The organism is Luteitalea sp. (assembly GCA_009377605.1).
Lineage (GTDB): Bacteria > Acidobacteriota > Vicinamibacteria > Vicinamibacterales > Vicinamibacteraceae > WHTT01.
Genome location: WHTT01000016.1, coordinates 53,535 through 70,455, shown reverse-complemented (window position 1 = coordinate 70,455; position 16,921 = coordinate 53,535). Strand labels below are relative to the sequence as shown.

General features: G+C 65.0%; 15 protein-coding genes. 11 read left to right on the top strand and 4 right to left on the bottom strand.

Features of this window, described 5'->3' with window-relative positions; translation table 11 throughout:
- The first annotated feature begins 62 nt into the window (after nucleotides 1-62).
- From GEV06_07715 to GEV06_07705, 3 genes are all read left to right on the top strand, one after another.
- On the top strand, nucleotides 63-947 hold the full coding sequence (locus tag GEV06_07715; protein ID MPZ17782.1) for a methyltransferase domain-containing protein: 885 nt from the start codon (nucleotides 63-65) through the stop codon (nucleotides 945-947).
- Nucleotides 944-1,741 (top strand): methyltransferase domain-containing protein, encoded by a 798-nt coding sequence (locus GEV06_07710; GenBank protein ID MPZ17781.1) that lies wholly within the window; start codon nucleotides 944-946, stop codon nucleotides 1,739-1,741. The genes GEV06_07715 and GEV06_07710 overlap by 4 nt, the downstream gene beginning before the upstream one ends.
- A gap of 82 nt (nucleotides 1,742-1,823) precedes the next feature.
- Complete coding sequence (locus GEV06_07705; protein ID MPZ17780.1) at nucleotides 1,824-2,081, top strand: hypothetical protein; 258 nt, start codon at nucleotides 1,824-1,826, stop codon at nucleotides 2,079-2,081.
- Here GEV06_07705 and GEV06_07700 read toward each other — a convergent pair.
- Both GEV06_07700 and GEV06_07695 read right to left on the bottom strand, forming a co-directional pair.
- Nucleotides 1,981-4,377, bottom strand: a complete 2,397-nt coding sequence (locus GEV06_07700; GenBank protein MPZ17779.1) for a glycoside hydrolase family 95 protein — start codon at nucleotides 4,375-4,377, stop codon at nucleotides 1,981-1,983. The two genes, GEV06_07705 and GEV06_07700, sit on opposite strands and share 101 nt — an antisense overlap.
- 25 nt (nucleotides 4,378-4,402) lie before the next feature.
- Nucleotides 4,403-5,392, bottom strand: a complete 990-nt coding sequence (locus GEV06_07695) for a hypothetical protein (protein MPZ17778.1) — start codon at nucleotides 5,390-5,392, stop codon at nucleotides 4,403-4,405.
- Nucleotides 5,393-5,438: 46 nt separating this feature from the next.
- Here GEV06_07695 and GEV06_07690 point away from each other — a divergent pair, with 46 nt between their 5' ends.
- The 8 genes from GEV06_07690 (at nucleotide 5,439) to fabH (ending at nucleotide 15,426) form a co-directional block, all read left to right on the top strand.
- A complete protein-coding gene (locus GEV06_07690) occupies nucleotides 5,439-5,771 on the top strand; it encodes a PadR family transcriptional regulator (protein MPZ17777.1) in 333 nt (110 codons plus the stop codon).
- Nucleotides 5,772-5,787: 16 nt separating this feature from the next.
- A complete protein-coding gene (locus GEV06_07685) occupies nucleotides 5,788-8,478 on the top strand; it encodes an FtsX-like permease family protein (protein MPZ17776.1) in 2,691 nt (896 codons plus the stop codon).
- A complete protein-coding gene (locus tag GEV06_07680; protein MPZ17775.1) occupies nucleotides 8,430-11,201 on the top strand; it encodes an FtsX-like permease family protein in 2,772 nt (923 codons plus the stop codon). The genes GEV06_07685 and GEV06_07680 overlap by 49 nt, the downstream gene beginning before the upstream one ends.
- A gap of 146 nt (nucleotides 11,202-11,347) precedes the next feature.
- On the top strand, nucleotides 11,348-12,097 hold the full coding sequence (locus GEV06_07675) for a YebC/PmpR family DNA-binding transcriptional regulator (protein ID MPZ17774.1): 750 nt from the start codon (nucleotides 11,348-11,350) through the stop codon (nucleotides 12,095-12,097).
- A complete protein-coding gene (ruvC, locus tag GEV06_07670; GenBank protein MPZ17773.1) occupies nucleotides 12,094-12,645 on the top strand; it encodes a crossover junction endodeoxyribonuclease RuvC in 552 nt (183 codons plus the stop codon). The genes GEV06_07675 and ruvC overlap by 4 nt, the downstream gene beginning before the upstream one ends.
- Nucleotides 12,642-13,253, top strand: a complete 612-nt coding sequence (gene ruvA, locus GEV06_07665; protein ID MPZ17772.1) for a Holliday junction branch migration protein RuvA — start codon at nucleotides 12,642-12,644, stop codon at nucleotides 13,251-13,253. The genes ruvC and ruvA overlap by 4 nt, the downstream gene beginning before the upstream one ends.
- Before the next feature lie 110 nt (nucleotides 13,254-13,363).
- A complete protein-coding gene (gene ruvB / locus GEV06_07660) occupies nucleotides 13,364-14,386 on the top strand; it encodes a Holliday junction branch migration DNA helicase RuvB (GenBank protein MPZ17771.1) in 1,023 nt (340 codons plus the stop codon).
- Complete coding sequence (gene fabH, locus GEV06_07655) at nucleotides 14,386-15,426, top strand: beta-ketoacyl-ACP synthase III (protein ID MPZ17770.1); 1,041 nt, start codon at nucleotides 14,386-14,388, stop codon at nucleotides 15,424-15,426. The genes ruvB and fabH overlap by 1 nt, the downstream gene beginning before the upstream one ends.
- 491 nt (nucleotides 15,427-15,917) lie before the next feature.
- On the opposite strand, the gene rpmB is transcribed toward fabH, so the two are convergent.
- Both rpmB and GEV06_07645 read right to left on the bottom strand, forming a co-directional pair.
- Entirely contained in the window at nucleotides 15,918-16,109 is a 192-nt protein-coding gene (gene rpmB, locus GEV06_07650) for a 50S ribosomal protein L28 (GenBank protein MPZ17769.1), read from the bottom strand.
- A gap of 84 nt (nucleotides 16,110-16,193) precedes the next feature.
- On the bottom strand, nucleotides 16,194-16,892 hold the full coding sequence (locus GEV06_07645) for a hypothetical protein (GenBank protein MPZ17768.1): 699 nt from the start codon (nucleotides 16,890-16,892) through the stop codon (nucleotides 16,194-16,196).
- Nucleotides 16,893-16,921: the final 29 nt, after the last annotated feature.

The following is a 16,921-nucleotide window of genomic DNA, read 5'->3' as shown; positions in this document are numbered from 1 at the left end:
TGGCCAATGCACCCAGCACGCGCCACCATGAACCCGGCACCCTGAACCCTGCGCTTTGCCTTATGCCTCGAGACATCGACCTGCTCACCTCGAATACGCTCAAGCATCTGCGGGATCGCTGGTGGCCGGACGCCTTCACAACGTTCTTGGAAGACACGCTTCAGCCGCGGCCGGACAAGCGCATTCTCGACGTCGGTTGTGGACGTGGCACCGCGGAGCTCGCTTTCCTCGAGCGCCAGAATGGCGGTGGGCAGTCGGCATCGCCGCTGCTGGTCGCGATCGACATCGTGGAGAGCCGCGTGCGCGAGGCGCGCGCCGCCGCCCAGGACCGCGGCCTGACACTGCCCGTCGCGACAGCTGACGCCCTTCAGTTGCCGTTCGCGCCAGGATCGTTCGATGCGACCTTTGCTGTCGCCGTGCTCCAGTACGTCCCGTACCCGATCCGTGTTCTCCACGAGTGTGCCCGCGTCACCAAGCCCGGCGGCCGCATCGTCATCGTCGAGCCGGACAATGGCGCTCGATATTTCTACACATCGCTCGAGAGCGGCCGACGCGCGTTCGAGCTTGGCACGGAGTTCTTCGCGGCGCTCGCAACGTCCGCCGGTGATCCGGCCGACCCGGTGATCGGGCCGAAGCTGCCGTCCCTCTTTCTCGAAGTGGGCATCGAGCCGGTGACCGTACAGCTCTTTCCGGTTCCCCAGGTACGCGTCGGGGCGCCCGCGCCGAGCGTCTGGGCTGCGCGCGAAGAGAGCATTGGCGATGCCGTTGCGCGCGCGCCGAGTGAGGCGCTGAAGCGGCTCGGCCGCGACTATTTGAAGGCGGTCGCCCGCTATCGTGACCAAGCAACCGCAGCGGGTCCTGCGTTCGTCGAGATCCAACACACAATTTTGTTTGCCGCGATCGGCCAGAACGCTGCAGAGTCAGCCGACCGACCCTTGCCGGTATGACTGGTAGCGCCCGTGCAGGATGGGAGGGGTGGAACGAATACGCGGCGTTCTACGACTGGGAGAATGCCCGAACCGTTGGGCGGCGTGACGTAGCGTTCTGGCGCAATCTCGCGCGCCAGGCGGGTGGTCCCGTGCTCGAGCTCGGCTGCGGCACGGGACGCGTGGCGGTACCGCTCGTGAGGGCGCGCGTCTCCATGGTCGGTGTCGATCGATCCGAGGCCATGCTGGCCCGAGCACGGCAGCGCCTGCGCCGATCGCCGGACGGGCTGCTCCTCGTCCGAGGCGACATCACCAGCCTCCCGTTCGAGCCGCACACCTTTCCGCTGGTCATCGCGCCGTACGGAGTCCTTCAGTCGCTGCTCAGCGATCGATTGCTCAAACGGACGCTCGACGACGTCGCGCGTGTCGTGCGTCCGGGCGGGCTATTTGGTGTGGATCTCGTCGCGGACGTGCCCCGCTGGGAGCAGTACGACCGGCGGCTCACCTTGCGTGGACGATCAGGACCGCATGGGTTGCCGGTGGCGCTCGTCGAGTCGGTGCGGCAGGACCGCGTCCGCAAGCTCACGATCTTCGACCAGGAGTACATCGAGGGCAAGGGGGCTGGGCGTCGTGTCACCCGCTTCTCGGTGGCGTTCCGCACCCTCAGCGTGCCGGATATGGCAAAGCGCCTCGAGCGTGCCGGCTTCCGCATCGACGCGCTGCTCGGCGATTACAACGGCACTCCGTGGGATCCGCGTTCGGACACATGGCTGATCCTGGCGCGTCGGCGGATGGGTGAGGGGGTGACCAGGTGACAAAGTGACAAGGTGACAAGGTGAACGGGCGGTTCGGAACGCCGTCGGCCCACATCGAACGACGGAGAAGCACCACAAGCACGTGACCCCAGTGTCGAGTTGCCCCGGTCACCCCTTCACCCGGTCACCCCGTCACCCTGTCACCTTGTCACCCCGTCACCCGGTCACCTTGTCACCCCCTCACCCTGTCACCCCGTCACCCCGTCACCCGGTCACCCCCCCGTCACCCCGTCACCCCGTCACCCCGTCACCCGGTACGCTCCACCCGCCTCCGTCTCGATGCGATGGACGCGGTGGCCCACACGCACTCGACATGTACCGCCCCGCGTCGATCGAATAGTGGCTTCGGTGAGCGCTCCGTCGGCCCAAGTGATGTCGACCTCGAACCCGCCGCGTGCGCGCAGGCCGCTCACCGATCCTCGGCGCCAGGCGCGGGGCAGCGCGGGAAGCAGGTGCAGCTCGCCCGCGTGGCTCTGGAGCAGCATCTCGGCGATCCCAGCCGTGATGCCGAAGTTGCCATCGATCTGGAACGGCGGATGACCGCTGAACAGGTTGGGATAGACGCCGCCTCCTGAGAGGACGCCGCGTTCCTCTTGATCTGCTGGAAGCAGCCGCAGAAAACGTTGAATGAGCCCGTGGGCGTGGTCTCCGTCGCGCAGGCGCGCCCAGAAGCTCACCTTCCACGCCATCGACCAGCCGGTTCCTTCGTCTCCACGCGCCAGCAACGACCGGCGGGCCGCCGCCAAGAGCTCTGGCGTCGCGTGCGTGATCAGCCGTCCGGGGTGCAACGCGAACAGGTGGGAAACATGGCGATGGTGGGGTTCCACCTCCTCGAAGGGCTGCGCCCATTCCATCAACCGACCGTCTGCGCCGACGCGTGGACGACGAAGCCGCGCACGGGCGTTGGCGACGTCGCGCGTGAGCTCGTCGTCCACTTCGAGCACGCGGGCGGCTTCGACAAGGTTCGTGAAGAGATCCCACGCAATCTCGTGGTCCATGGTGGGTCCCATGCTGAGGCTTGCCTTCGAGTCGTCTGGAGCAACGAAGCGGTTCTCTGGTGAGTTGGCGGGACCGGAGATCAGCTCACCGGTCGATGGATCTTCGACGAGCCAGTCCAAGACGAAGCGCGCAGCTCCCGCCATGATCGGATACACGCCGCGAAGGTACTCGCGGTCGAGGCTGAACGCGTAGTGTTCCCACAGATGCTGCGTCATCCACGCGCCGGCGGTTGGCAGCAGGCCCCAGCCGGGATGCTCACCCGGCGAGGTGAAGCCCCACACGTTGTGAATGGCGTGCACCGTCCATCCGCGCGCACCGTAGTGAACGCGCGCCGTTCTCGTTCCAGGCGCCTGCATGGCTTCGATCAGCCGGGTCAATGGCTCGACGGTCTCTGCGAGATTGGTCACCTCCGCTGGCCAGTAGTTCATCTGCAGGTTGATGTTGGTGTGATAGTCGCCGTTCCATGGCGTGTCGGTCGTATCGGCCCAGAGGCCCTGCAGGTTGGCGGGTAACGAGCCTGGACGGGAGCTGGCAATGAGAAGATATCTGCCGTAGTTGAAGGCGAGCGCAGCGAGCGCGGGATCGGCCGAGCCAGTGGCCTCGCCTAGCCGTAGCTCGCCGGAGGCGAGCGAAGGCTGGCCGAGGTCGAGCTTCACTCGCCGAAACAGCGCTCGATGATCCGTAATGTGACGGGCGCGCAGGTCATCGTATGGTCTGGATGCGGCCGCGTCGATCCGGTTGGCAGTTGGCCCATCAGGAGACACGCCGCGATACGAGGGCGGTTCGAGCGCATAGTCCGTCGCGGCCGACAGCAGCAGCACCAGGCTGTCAGCCTTCCGGACGCGAAGGTTGTTGTCGGCGACCGTGCTCTCGCCTCCTTCGGCCAGGGCGCGGACTTGCGCGGCGAAGCGCAAGCCCGTCTGCGTGTCGCCGTTGAACATCCGACCGCGCATGACCAACTCGTTGGTCTCATCGACGGCGGTGGTGGCTGCCTCCGATCGCGTAAGCGCCACGTCGACGTTGATGAGACCGGGCGCATCGCATGCCGCGCGGACCACCAGCACCTCGTCTGGATGGCTTGCGAACACCTCTCGCGTGCAAGACGCAGTACCGAGCCGGTAGCTCACCCGCGCGACGGCGCTGTCGAGATCCAGCTCACGCCTGTAGTCGGTGGCGTTGTCGTGGCCGGCAAAGGTGAGCGACAGATCGCCGAGGGTTTGATACGAGCCATAGGCGAGCCGCGCACCCTTGGCTCGTCCGCTTCCGGGCCCGCGGCAGATCAACGTGCGGTTGGCGAGCTCTTCGGCGTCCGCATATCGACCCTTCCAGAGCAGCGCACGGATCTTCGGAAGCGCGTCGCGTGCCGCCGGATTATCGGCATCCTGAGGGCCGCCCGACCAGAGCGAATCCTCGTTCAATTGAAGCCGCTCGTGAGCCGGATCGCCGAATACCATGGCACCCAGCCGGCCGTTGCCAACGGGCAGGGCTTCGACCCACGTCTTCGCGGGCTGTCGGTACCACAGTCGCGTTGCGCCATCCGCTGCCGGCTGCACCTGCGCTCGATGGGGCCATGCCGTGCCGGCGCTGATCAGCACCGCGCCAAAGAAAGCCCATCGCGCGATTCGAGTGTTCTTCATTTGTTCTCGTGTCCGGTGGCTCACGCTATGCGATTAAGGCCTCGGCAGGCAACCGGCCACACTGTTCGCCTGCAACGGCCCCTGCCTTCAGCGTGCTGCAGGCGGTTCGTCCCTCGACCCCGCTCGGGGCGACGCTGAGCGACGGCCAAGGGTCGTTTCGAAACGAGTTCGGCACAGTATTCGTGCCACATCGAGCTCGCCCGGGGCGAGCTGCATACCTGCAAGCCATCGGCTCGACCCGCGACGTACCACCGCCGCCATCTTCCACGCTACCGGCCGATGCTTCACGGACCGGTACGCCGTCCGATGCATAACGCGGACGATCTTCCCGGACATGCATGGCCGTCCAAGGGCCGAAGTCCCGCTCCGCCTCATGTGTGTTGTGATGACGGCACTTCAGCTGGACATTTGCGACTGAGGCCTCACCTCCCCTGGCGTAGGGCACCACGTGATGAAATTCGAGCTGCCCGTATTCGGTACAGCGATGCCCGCTTGCGCTAACGAAGGCACATTCCCCCTCGTCACGTTCCCACACGGTGCGCCTGACGGCAGCAGGAATTCGGCGCGACCGCGCTGCGGAGGCGGCGCTCGTCCGGGGGTTCGCGGTGGCGGCCAGCTTCGTCTTGGCCGCGTCGCGTAGCAGCACCGTCAGGGCGCGATCGACGAGGACCGCCAGATCGCCACTCGGGATGCTGTGGCGCAGGAGGTCTTGCGCCGTGCGGAGCTTCTCGTAAGTCTCAGCGGAAATCGTGACCGTCAGCTTGTAGCGCGCGGGCGCGAGCGGTGTGACGATTCCTGGTGACGGGTTCTCGGTCGAGGCCTGCCCTAACGGTGGGCCGACGGAGTACGTTCCGGGCGTGGCGGACGCATCTAGCGTCGAGGGACCTGTCGTGTCGGCGGTCTTCACCGAAGCCGCCGTCGTGCACGCCAGCAACGCCTCCGGTGCGGGTGACTTCGGTGCCGGCAGCTTTCGCACCGTGCTCGGAACATCTGGGCGCGGTTGCAGCCTGGCCACGATTTCCTCGATACAATCAGACATATAGATCAACAAGAGGAGACACGTGGGCAAGAACAAGACTGACCTTCTGGCAGGGACGCTCGATCTCATCGTGCTCAAGCTGCTCCAGAGCGGGCCGGCCAACGGCTGGGACATCACGCAGCGCATCCATGTCCTGTCCAGGGACATCCTGAGCATCAACTACGGGTCGTTGTATCCCGCGTTGCACCGGCTCGAGGCGCGTGGGTGGATAAGCTCGGAATGGGGAGCGTCCGAGAACAACCGGCGGGCGAAGTTCTACACGTTGACCGCGGCAGGACGACGGCAATTGGCCGCCGAGCGCCAGACATGGGAGCGGTTCTCCACGGCCCTCGAGCTGATTCTCCAGACGAGGTGAGAGAACAGAGGCCGACATGCTGAACCGACTGAAGCCGAGGCTTCGTGCCCTGTTCCGCAGAGCCAAAGTCGAACAGGAGCTCGACGAGGAGCTCTCCTACCACCTGGAGAAGGATGTTCAACGGCACATCGCACAGGGTATGAGCCTGGAGGAAGCAAGATTGGCCGTGCGGCGAGGCTTCGGCAACGTGGAGCTGTTCAAGGAAGAAAGTCGTGACGCGCGCGGCACTCGGCTGTTCGACGATTTCGTGCAGGATGTTCGGTACGTGATCCGGACGCTCCGGAAGAGCCCCGGGTTCACGACGGCCGTCGTGCTGACCCTTGCGCTCGGGATCGGCATGACGACCGCGATCTTCACCATGATCCATGGCGTGCTCCTGCGGTCCCTTCCGTTCAAGGAGCCGGACCGGTTGGTATTGCTCTACACGGTCATGGAGGGTGAAGGAGAGTATGAACGCTTGCTCTCGCCGCCGAACTTCATGAGCCTGCAAGCAGAGCCGAGGCGCTCCTTTGCCGAAATTGCGGCGGTCCGTCACACTTCGCCGACGCTGGTGGGTGTCGGCGAGGCGCAGCGATTGGAGGGCGCAGGCGTGAGCGCAGGTTTCTTCGAGGCGCTCCGCGTGCGCCCGTTTCTGGGCCGTACGTTTCGGCCGGAGGAGAGCGAGCCTGGCGAAGTGCGTGCGGTCGTGCTCGGTCACGCGCTCTGGCAGCAGCAGTTCGGCGGCGATCGCGACATCATCGGCCGAGCGATCACGCTCGATCGGAAGCCGCACACCGTGGTTGGCGTCATGCCGCCGCGCTTTGACTTCCCGTCGGAGTGCGCTCTCTGGGTGCCCCTGGAATATGGGGGGGAGTTCTCGGCAACGACCACCGCGCACCGCTATCTACACTCGGTGGTTCCGGTGCTCGCGCGCCTCCGTCCGGGCGTGAGCTTGGAGGCGGCTCGAGCCGAGCTGCGTCTGCTCGGCCGCCGTCTCGAAGAGCGTTTCCCCGAAACAAACAGAGGGACAAGCTTCACGACCAGACCGCTTCATGAGGAGATCGTCGAGGATGTGCGGACGCCACTGCTCCTGCTCTTCGGTGCTGTCGGACTCGTGCTCGTCATCGCCTGCGCCAACGTGGCCAGCCTGCTGCTGGCGAGGGCAGCGGGGCGACGCGACGAGATCGCGGTGCGAGCGGCGCTTGGGGCTCAGCGCGGCCGAATCGTTCGACAGCTCGTGACCGAATCCCTGGTGCTCGGCCTCGGCGGCGGCCTGCTCGGCCTTGGGCTCGCCTTCTGGGCCACGGACAGGCTCGTCACGATGTGGCCCGAGGAGCTGCCAGGCCTCGACGCGATCCGTGTGGATGGAACCGTTCTGGCGTTCACGTTCGGCATCGCGATCGGTGCGAGCCTGCTGGCAGGAGTCGTCCCTGCGTTTCGGGCCTCGGCTGGTGGGCGGAGCGCTACCCTCCAGTCAGGCGGGAGGAGCGGTCTCGGCTCGCAGCGAGGACAGCGCACCCGGAGCGTGCTCGTCGTCGGGCAGCTCGCGCTAGCGGTTGTGCTCCTCGTCGGAGCCGGCCTCCTTCTGGAGAGCTTCGCCCGACTCACCACCGTGGACACGGGCTTTCGCACCGAACGGATTCTCTCGTTCCAGATCGGCCTGCCCGACACAGGGTACGGATCGCTTGGACAGGTCCGCGCGTTCTACAACCAGTTCTTGGAGCGCGTCAGGCAGCAACCTGGTGTGCGGTCGGCCGCCACGATCTCTCGCCTTCCGATCGAGCAGGGGCCTGACAATAGCGGCTTCCGTGCGGAAGGGCGAACGCTCCGTGGCGTTCGCGGACAGCGTGCTCCTTCGCCCGGTGAGGAACAGCTGTTCATCGATTTACGCATCGTCAGCCCAGCATTCTTCGAAACCATGGGTGTGCCTCTCCTGCGAGGCCGTGGCATTAGGGAGCAGGACGCCGCTGGCAGCCTTCCAACGGTTGTGATCAATCACGCGGCAGCGAAACGATTCTTCGCAGGTGAGGATCCCCTCGGGCGACGGCTCCGTGACTTTTGGGACGACCAGATCGCGGAGGTTGCTGACGCCTTCACGATCGTCGGTGTCGTTGGTGACATGCGCAGCCGTCGCCTGGATCGGGCGCCTGCGCCCGAAGTCTACTTCGCCCACGCGCAGGTGCCGCTCTCGTCGATGTGGGTGACCGTTCGCGCGGCCGGTGACCCGCTCACCCTGACCGGGCCGATTCGGCGTGAGCTCAAGGCCCTCGATCCTAGCCTTCCCGTCCCCGAGTTTCGGACATTCGAGCAGGTCATAGCAGATTCGGTCTCCCGTCCCCGCTTTGTTGCGACGCTTGTGACGCTCTTTTCGGCGGTGGCGTTGACCCTCGCAGCAGTCGGCATCTTCGGGCTCCTCAGCTTCGCCGTCGCGCAGCGGACGCACGAGATTGGGATTCGGATCGCACTCGGCGCATCGCCGCGCACTCTTGTCGAAACCGTTGTCCGCGAGGCTTTGGTGCTCGTCGTCATTGGTCTCGCCCTCGGCATTGGGGGCGCCCTTGCCCTCACTCGCGTGTTGGAAGCGCAGCTCTACGGCGTCAGCGCGACCGATCCGGTGACCTTCACAATCGTGGCGCTCGTCCTCGGAGGCATCGCGTTGATAGCGAGCCTCATTCCGGCATGGCGAGCGGCCACGGTCGATCCGCTGGTGGCGCTGCGCGCCGAGTAGGTGTGAACAGAGTGGAGAGCGACATGCTGAACCGGGCGATGGTGCGGCTACGGGCGCTGTTCCGAAGAAGTCGGGTGGAGCAGGAGCTCGATGAAGAGCTGTCCTACCACGTCGCGAAGGATATCGAACGACACATCGCCGCCGGCATGAGCCCAGAGGAAGCGCGATCTACCGTCGCTCGCGGCTTCGGTAACGTCGAGGCGTTGAAAGAGGAGAGCCGTGATGCACGGGGCACACGGCTCATCGAGGATCTGATCGCGGACCTGCGATATGCCCTCCGGGTGTTACGCCGAGCCCCAGGCTTCGCGGCGGTCGCCGTGCTCACGATCGCCCTCGGGATGGGTGCCAACACGGCCATCTTCACCATTGTCGATGCCGTTCTCTTGAAGACCATCCCGGTGCGCGAGCCCGGCCAACTGTTCTTCGTGGAGATTGTGGGATCCGACGGAGGTAACCAGGGCGCACCTCCGTATCCCGGCTTCGAGCGACTGCGTGATCACAGTCGGTCGTTCTCCGGCATGGCAGCGTTTTCCTTCGTGAGCGGGAGGCTCACGATAGATGGGCAAGCGGAGCAGGCCGCTGTCCAGGTGGCCTCGGCAAGCTACTTCGACATGCTCGGCGTGAGCGCAATACTCGGCAGGACGTTCGAGGCGGCGGACGAGCGGCTCGACCGACCGGTAGCGGTGTTGAGCTACCAGTACTGGCAGCGCCGATTTGCTGGTAACCCGGATGTCATCGGCAAGACGATCGTGCGCAGCGGGGAACGGGCTACGAGCGGCGCCCGTCGTCGAGCACCAGATCGCACGCTGACCATCGTTGGTGTCACGCCACCCGGATTCGTCGGGCTCTCTCCTGGCTATCCGGTCGACGTCACGATTCCCATTACGCTCGATCCGGGCGAGCGCCTCGGCGACAGCTTCAGTTGGTGGTTCCATGCCGTGGCGCGTCTCAGACCTGGCATCTCGCGAGAGCGAGCTCGTGTCGAGATTGACCCAATCTGGCAGAGTTTCATGCGTGACGCGGGCTTTTCAAGAGAAGACCGTGAGCGCCGCTTCGACCAGATCGAGCTCACGCCGGCATCGCACGGGCTTGCGGGCGGCCTCCGCAACCCGCTTTCGAAGCCGCTCCTCTTCTTGATGGGGATCGTGAGCCTCGTCTTGCTCATCGCCTGCTCCAACATTGCGAATCTGTTGTTGGCCCGAGCGACAGCTCGCCGGCGGGAGTTCGCCGTGCGGATGGCGATTGGCGCCAGCCGGTTCCGCGTCGTGCGTCAATTGCTCGCCGAGTCGCTGCTGCTGTTCATGATGGGCTCGCTCGTGGGCTTGTTCTTCGCCGGTTGGGGTGCCGGAGCACTTGCTCGGTTCTTCACCGTTGAACTTCCCGACCTGCAGCTCGATCTGCGAGTCCTGCTCTTTACGGCGGCACTGTGCCTAATCATTGGCTTACTCTTCGGCCTCGTGCCAGCGGTTCGCGCAGCGCGAGTCGAGGCCCATACGGACATCAAGGCCGGAGCGAGTCCCGCGAGCGCTGCTCGACTGCGCCTGCCCGTGGGGCGCGCGCTCGTCGTCTTTCAGGTAACCCTATCGCTTGTGCTCTTGGTCGGAGCCGGCTTGTTCATCCGCACGCTCGGCAACCTGCGGGCGATCGACCTCGGGTTTCGGCCAGCGAAGGTGCTCAGGCTCGACATCGACACACCCGACTCCGACCCCTCGTTCCAGCGCCGCGCCGCTCGCTGGACGAACATCCTGGGTCGCATTCGGGCACTGCCTGGCGTGCACTCAGCGAGTCTGTCGCGCTATACGCCGTTGAGCGGGACCCATTATGGAATGACGGTCAATGTGACCGCCGTCGAAGGGGATCAACATACGGCGTTCAACGAGGTATCCGCGCAGTACTTCGAAACCATGGGGATCCCCCTCCGGCTCGGCCGTACATTCACGGCGCGCGACCGATCGACAGCGCCTCGGGTGGCGATTCTGAACGAAACGGCAGCCCGCTCCTATTTTGGCGATCGCAGCCCGTTGGGAGCACGCATCCAGACCGCACAGTCGGAGACGTCGGAAGGTGGTTATGGAGGGGTGTACGAAGTCGTTGGTGTGGTTGGAGATTCGAAACACCAGAACTTCCACGACAACGCGCCACGATTTCTCTACGTGCCGCTGCTTCAGCCGGTCACGACGCTCGGACCGCTGACACTTGCGGTCCGGGCAACCAGTGACGCCGCTTCGCTCATCGAGCCGGTCCAGCGCGAGATTCGCGAGGTCGGTCCGGATATCATCGTGACAAAGGTCGGTATGATGCAGGAGCAGGTCGACCAGGTCTTCGTTCGGGAACGGTTGGTTGCGATCCTGTCTGGCGGATTTGGTGTTGTCGGACTCCTGCTTGCCGCGATTGGCCTGCACGGTGTCATGGCGTACAGCATTGTTCGGCGCACGAGCGAGATCGGCATCCGCATGGCGCTCGGCGCGTCTGCCTCCGCCGTGAGCTGGCAGATCGTGCGCGAGGCTCTGATCATGGCATGCGTCGGAGTCGCCGTCGGCCTACCGTTGAGCCTCCTGGCGGCTCGCGCCGCCGCCAGCCTGCTCTACGGTGTCCAGCCGACAGACGCCGCGACACTCTCGGTGTCCGCATCCGTGCTCATTGTCGTCGCGACGGTTGCAGCATACATCCCCGCACGTCGCGCCGCGAGAATCGACCCAACGGTCGCCTTGCGCCACGAGTGAGGGGAAAATGGAACCGGGTACCTTTCCGGGAGCGAAAAGGTACCCGGTTCCTTTTTGGGGCGTCCGGCGCCAGTAGTCGTCCCATTGCCGGACACCCTGTGGAGCGAGGGGCATGGTAAAATTTGCAGGTTTTACGGAGAACCACGATGTCAGGCCATTCGAAGTGGCACTCAATCAAACACAAGAAGGGCGCGGCTGACGCCAAACGCGGCAAGGCCTTCACGCGCATCATCAAAGAGTTGACGGTTGCCGCCCGCCTCGGCGGTGGCGATCCAGCCACCAATCCGCGCTTGCGAACCGTCGTTGCCGACGCCAAGGCCGCCAACATGCCCGCGGACAACATCCAGCGGGCCATTCGGCGTGGCACCGGCGAAGAGCCGGGCGTGGCGTACGAAGAAGTCACCTACGAGGGCTATGGCGCGGGCGGTGCCGCAGTCATCGTCGAGACCGTCACCGATAACAGAAACCGCACGGTGAGCGAGGTTCGCCACCTCTTCTCGAAGCACGGCGGTAACCTCGGCGAGACCAATAGCGTGGCCTGGATGTTCGACAAGAAGGGCTATATCGTCGTCGACAAACAGAAGGCAAACGAGGAAGCCCTGATGGCGGCGGTCGTCGACGCTGGGGCGGATGACATGCGCGACGATGAAGACAACTGGGAGATCGTGAGCGCGCCCGATCAGTTCCAACCCGTGCTCGAGGCCGTGAAGACACTCGGCATCGAGCCGGACGTCGCCAAGGTCGCCATGGTTCCCCAGAACTACGTGAAGCTGGAAGGGAAGACGGCGCAGCAAGTGGTCAAGCTGATGGATGCGCTCGACGAGCAAGACGACGTCAAGCAGGTGTGGTCGAACTTCGATATCGAGGAGAAGGAGATCGAGGCTTCCCTGGCGTGAGGATCTTCGGGATCGACCCCGGCTCCGTGCGCACCGGCTTTGGCTGCATCGAGACCGACGGCAGCCGGAGCCGTCTCATTGCCTGCGGCGCCATCACCCTGCCCGCACGGGCTCCTTTTCCGGACAAGCTGCTGAGGATCCACGCGCGGCTCGACGAGCTGCTCACCGCACACAGGCCCGACTGTGTCGCGGTCGAGAGCTTATTCCACGCGGTGAACGCGCGGAGCGCGCTCCAACTGGGCCACGCGCGTGGCGTCGCCCTGCTCGCCGCGCGCCAAGCCGGCCTCCCCATCGTCGAGTACACGCCGGCGCGGGTGAAGCAGACGGTCACCGGCTACGGACGGGCTGAAAAGATCCAGGTCCAGGAGATGGTGCGGATGCTGCTGGGCCTTCGCGTGCGTCCGTCGCCGCTCGACGCCGCCGACGCGCTGGCTGTCGCCTTGTGCCATGTGCATCATCAGTCCGCGTCAGTGCCGGCGGCGACCACACGTGCCCGCCGTGGCGGGAGCTGGCGTCATTTCCGCCCGGGGGGCGTCGGCTTGCCATGATTGCGCGGCTTCGCGGGCGTCTTCTCGATAAGCACCCGAACCGCGTGCTCGTCGACGTGCAAGGCGTGGGCTACGATGTGCACGTGCCCCTGGCGACGTTCACACGGATAGGAGACGAGGGAAGCGACGTCGTGCTCCGCGTGTACACGTACGTGCGCGAGGATCAGATCACGCTGTTCGGCTTTGCGACGTCGCTCGAGCAGCAGATCTTCGAACGACTCATTGGCATCAGCGGCGTCGGACCAAAGCTCGCGCTTGCGGTGCTGTCGGGCCTCGATCCAGTCGAGCTCGTGCAGGCCATCGAGCGGGGCGATCTGGCGCGCTTGACGAGCATTCCAGGCATTGGCCGCAAGACGGCAGAGCGTATTGCCCTAGAGTTGCGTGATCGTCTGCCGATTGGCATCACTGCCTCGGCCGAGGCGGAAGAGGCGGCAACCGACACGGTTGGTGACAGAAGTCTTCGCACCGATCTGCTGTCGGCACTCACCAACCTCGGCTACCATCGCCCGCTCGTGGAGAAGGCCATTACGCGCACGTTGGAAGATGGAGACGCCGCACCGAGCTTCGAACAAGCGCTCAAGCGGGCGTTGCGCGAGCTTGCGCGGTAAAGGGATCAGGGATCAGAGGCCAGGGATCAGTAGGGGGCGAGGGGCAAGGGGCAAGGGGTCAGCAGGGGCCGGTCGAGGATGCAGAGCGCTAGTTGGCGTCGCCTGTGATCATGGTGGAAAAGGAACGGCTCGTCACGGCAGTTCGGGTTGACGATGACGCCCAGTACGAGGCCGGGCTGCGACCTCGCACGCTCGACGAGTACATCGGCCAGGACCGCGTCCGTGAGAATCTGAGCGTGTCGATTGCCGCGGCGCGGCAACGCGGCGAAGCACTCGACCACGTGCTGCTGTCGGGACCGCCAGGCCTCGGCAAGACGACGCTGGCGCACGTGGTTGCCAACGAGCTGGGCGTCCCGATGCGCGCCACATCCGGTCCCGTCTTGGAGAAGCCTGGTGATCTCGCGGCGATCCTCACCAATCTCAAGCCGCGCGACGTACTGTTCGTGGACGAAATCCACCGCATGCCGGCCGCAATCGAGGAAATCCTCTACCCAGCGATGGAGGATTACGAGCTGGATATCGTGATCGGCCAGGGACCAGCAGCACGGTCGGTGAAGGTGCCGGTCCAGCCGTTTACGCTCGTGGGCGCCACCACCAGGACCGGCTTGCTGACCGCACCACTCCGGAGTCGCTTCGGCATCGTCCACCGGCTCGACTTCTACCGCCTACCGGACATGGAGGAGATTGTCCGTCGCTCGGCCCGCATTTTGAGCGTGGAAATTGCCCAGGAAGCAGCGCACGAGATTGCACGTCGCGCCCGCGGCACGCCGCGCATTGCCAATCGCCTCCTCCGCCGCGTTCGCGACTTCGCGCAGGTCCGCGCCGATGGAATCGTCTCGATGGAGGTCGCGCAGGGTGGTCTGGAGCTGCTGGAAGTGGACCAGCACGGCTTCGACGAGATCGATCGGCGGCTGCTGCTGGTGATTATCGACAAGTTTGGCGGTGGCCCCGTGGGCTTGAACACGCTGGCGGTTGCGGTCGGCGAAGAGCGCGACGCCATCGAAGAGATCTACGAGCCGTTTCTCATTCAAATTGGATTCCTCGATCGTACGCCGCGGGGTCGCGTGGCCACGCCTCGCGCCTACGACTATTTCGGGATCACCGCCCCGGGAAAGGATCAGACACTGTGGTAATGGAGTCGGCCGAGAACGCGCGGACGCTCGTCGGAGCGCCGCAAGGCGTATTGCGCACGGCAGCAATCGCGTCGCTCGCCACGCACGTGCCGCCCAGAGTCCTCACCAATGCAGACCTCGAGAAGATGGTCGACACCTCCGATGAGTGGATCGTGCAACGGACCGGCATCCGAGAGCGACACATCGTTGACAACGACGTCGCGACGTCGGATCTCGCCGCCGTTGCCGGTCGTCAAGCCATTGAAAGGGCGGGGCTCACGCCGGCCGACATCGATTTCATCGTCGTTGGCACCACGACGCCGGACACGATTTTCCCCAGCACGGCATGTCTCGTACAGAACCGTATAGGTGCGAAGCGCGCATGGGGCTTCGATCTCGGAGCGGCTTGCTCCGGCTTTACCTACGCGCTCACCACGGCGGCGACGATGGTGGCCACGGGCGGGTCTCGGCACGCGCTGGTCATTGGCGCCGATGTGATGTCGAGCATCATCGACTACACCGATCGAACGACCTGTGTGCTCTTCGGTGACGGCGCCGGCGCGGTGGTCGTGTCACCGGCGCGCGAGAACGGCGTCGGGATCATCGACTTCGCTCACGAGATCGACGGTAGCGGCGGGCCGGCGCTGTGTATGCCTGCTGGCGGCAGCCGCTTGCCTCCCTCTCATGAGACGGTCGATCGGCGGCTGCACTACGTGAAACAGGACGGACCTTCGGTCTTCAGGTTCGCGGTGCGGAAGACCGAGGAGATCTTCCGCCGCCTCCTCGAGCGAAACCGTCTCACAACTGCCGACATCGCCCTCTTCGTCTCACATCAGGCGAACCGCCGCATCATCGAGTCTGCCGCCCATAAGCTTGGACTGCCCGAGGAAAAGGTGGTCATCAACATCGACAAATATGGCAACACGACCGGGGCGACCATTCCGCTAGCGCTAGATGACGCCGTGAAGGCACGGCGGCTGAAGAGGGGCGACCTCGTCCTCTTGGCCTCGGTTGGTGCCGGCTTCACCGTGGGGTCCGTACTCCTACGATGGACATGCTAAGGAACGATCATCCGATCTGATAGAAACGTTTCCTTCAGTGTCTCGAAGGAAGCTCGTCCGGGGCCACGAGCCCGACGTTATCGCAGGTACCTAGCGCCCGCGGCGTTCAATTCGGCAAAGAGATCGCTGAAGTCCTGGTTGAGGGACATCGGGATGACGCCAGGCCTGATACTCCAACACCATATTCCACACCAGGCTCAATTTCTCCGAGGGGGGGACACCGCGCCAATAGGCTCGCCAGGCCGAATCCGCATGATCGTGGAGCGAGCGGACGACAAGCTGGGCGTCGCGGCGGTGGCAGGATACGTGGGACTGCGCCTCTGAGGGCCCTTGGTGGCAGTGCGTCGACGACGCGATGCTCTTCTTTCCCGGAGGAAATGCCGGAGCTGGTGGTTGAGGAGGTGCTCGCGCTGTGGACTACGCCCCTTGGCGGTCGCTGAGAGCAGGGGGACGGATCAGGGGATCAGGGAAGGAGCGGGCGTCAAACGCGCCTACGCTGCTTTGACCACCTTGTTGGAGCGCAGACAGCGCGTGCAGACGCGGATGCGCCGTGTCGCACCCGCGATGACCGCCCGGACGCTCTGCAGGTTCGGGTGGAACCGCCGCGACGTCACGTTGTGGGCATGGCTGATGTTACGACCGAATGCCGGCCCCTTCCCGCAGATTTCACACCGTTTCGACATAAGCATCTACCGTGGACTGCTTCCGCCACAGGAAGCTGGATTATCGTCCTCCGCCCGCACGGAAGAACACACGAGTTTATCACACTAAGGCACGATGATGCGGCCCGTGTCCTCGGAATCGGACTCTGACGGCTCGCCCGCTGGGGGAAACGCAGCCGAGCCGGGATCTATCACGAGGCTGGCGGGCGTCCCCCCCTGCTTCGCGCCGACCCGCCGGAGCCAGTCCAGGAAGGCCGTCTCTGTCGTTTCTTCTCGTGCCCCAAAGTTCCGCGCGGCGTCGCGGACCCTGCGCAGCGCGAGGGCGGCAGCCCGCTCGAAAGAGGCCGGCCGCTGACGCGGCGTGGGTGTCTCGAGCGCCTCGCGATACGCGGTGAGCAAGCGCTGCGCCGGAAGCGATGCAGGCTGGTGATCGTAGATGATCCCTCTCGCCGAGGTCTCGTAGGTCGCCGCGAGGGCCTCGGCAGCTTCGGCGACGTCGCGATCCGTGAGATGGGGAACCGCTGCGTCCGCGTATCGCGTCGTGGCGTCCAGGACCGCCGTCAAGATGAGCCGCTGCTCCCGCGAGCGCGCTTCACCCAGCGGCGCCGCGGCTTCTAGATCGCGCTCCCTGCGGCGCTGCTCTACGGCGGCCGGATGTGTCTCGGCGGCGCGGAGCCAGCCGCAGGTCTCGGGACACGCAATCTCGACACGGCGCTTGGTACCGCAGCAAAGGGGACAAATTTGTTGGCCCAGCGCGGGACAACTGCGGCGGGACTTGCGGGCACGGCACAGCGGGCAGACCATGAAACGAGCTTAATGCAAAACAAGACGGG

Excerpts from the sequence above, each read along its gene's own strand:
- GEV06_07710 (MPZ17781.1), top strand. The coding sequence starts at position 944 with ATGACTGGTAGCGCCCGTGCAGGATGGGAGGGGTGGAACGAATACGCG.
- GEV06_07645 (MPZ17768.1), bottom strand. The coding sequence starts at position 16,892 with ATGGTCTGCCCGCTGTGCCGTGCCCGCAAGTCCCGCCGCAGTTGTCCC.
- rpmB (MPZ17769.1), bottom strand. The coding sequence starts at position 16,109 with ATGTCGAAACGGTGTGAAATCTGCGGGAAGGGGCCGGCATTCGGTCGT.
- ruvA (MPZ17772.1), top strand. The coding sequence starts at position 12,642 with ATGATTGCGCGGCTTCGCGGGCGTCTTCTCGATAAGCACCCGAACCGC.
- fabH (MPZ17770.1), top strand. The coding sequence starts at position 14,386 with ATGGAGTCGGCCGAGAACGCGCGGACGCTCGTCGGAGCGCCGCAAGGC.
- GEV06_07685 (MPZ17776.1), top strand. The coding sequence starts at position 5,788 with ATGCTGAACCGACTGAAGCCGAGGCTTCGTGCCCTGTTCCGCAGAGCC.
- GEV06_07715 (MPZ17782.1), top strand. The coding sequence starts at position 63 with ATGCCTCGAGACATCGACCTGCTCACCTCGAATACGCTCAAGCATCTG.
- ruvB (MPZ17771.1), top strand. The coding sequence starts at position 13,364 with ATGGTGGAAAAGGAACGGCTCGTCACGGCAGTTCGGGTTGACGATGAC.
- GEV06_07680 (MPZ17775.1), top strand. The coding sequence starts at position 8,430 with ATGGCGAGCGGCCACGGTCGATCCGCTGGTGGCGCTGCGCGCCGAGTA.
- GEV06_07675 (MPZ17774.1), top strand. The coding sequence starts at position 11,348 with ATGTCAGGCCATTCGAAGTGGCACTCAATCAAACACAAGAAGGGCGCG.
- GEV06_07700 (MPZ17779.1), bottom strand. The coding sequence starts at position 4,377 with ATGAAGAACACTCGAATCGCGCGATGGGCTTTCTTTGGCGCGGTGCTG.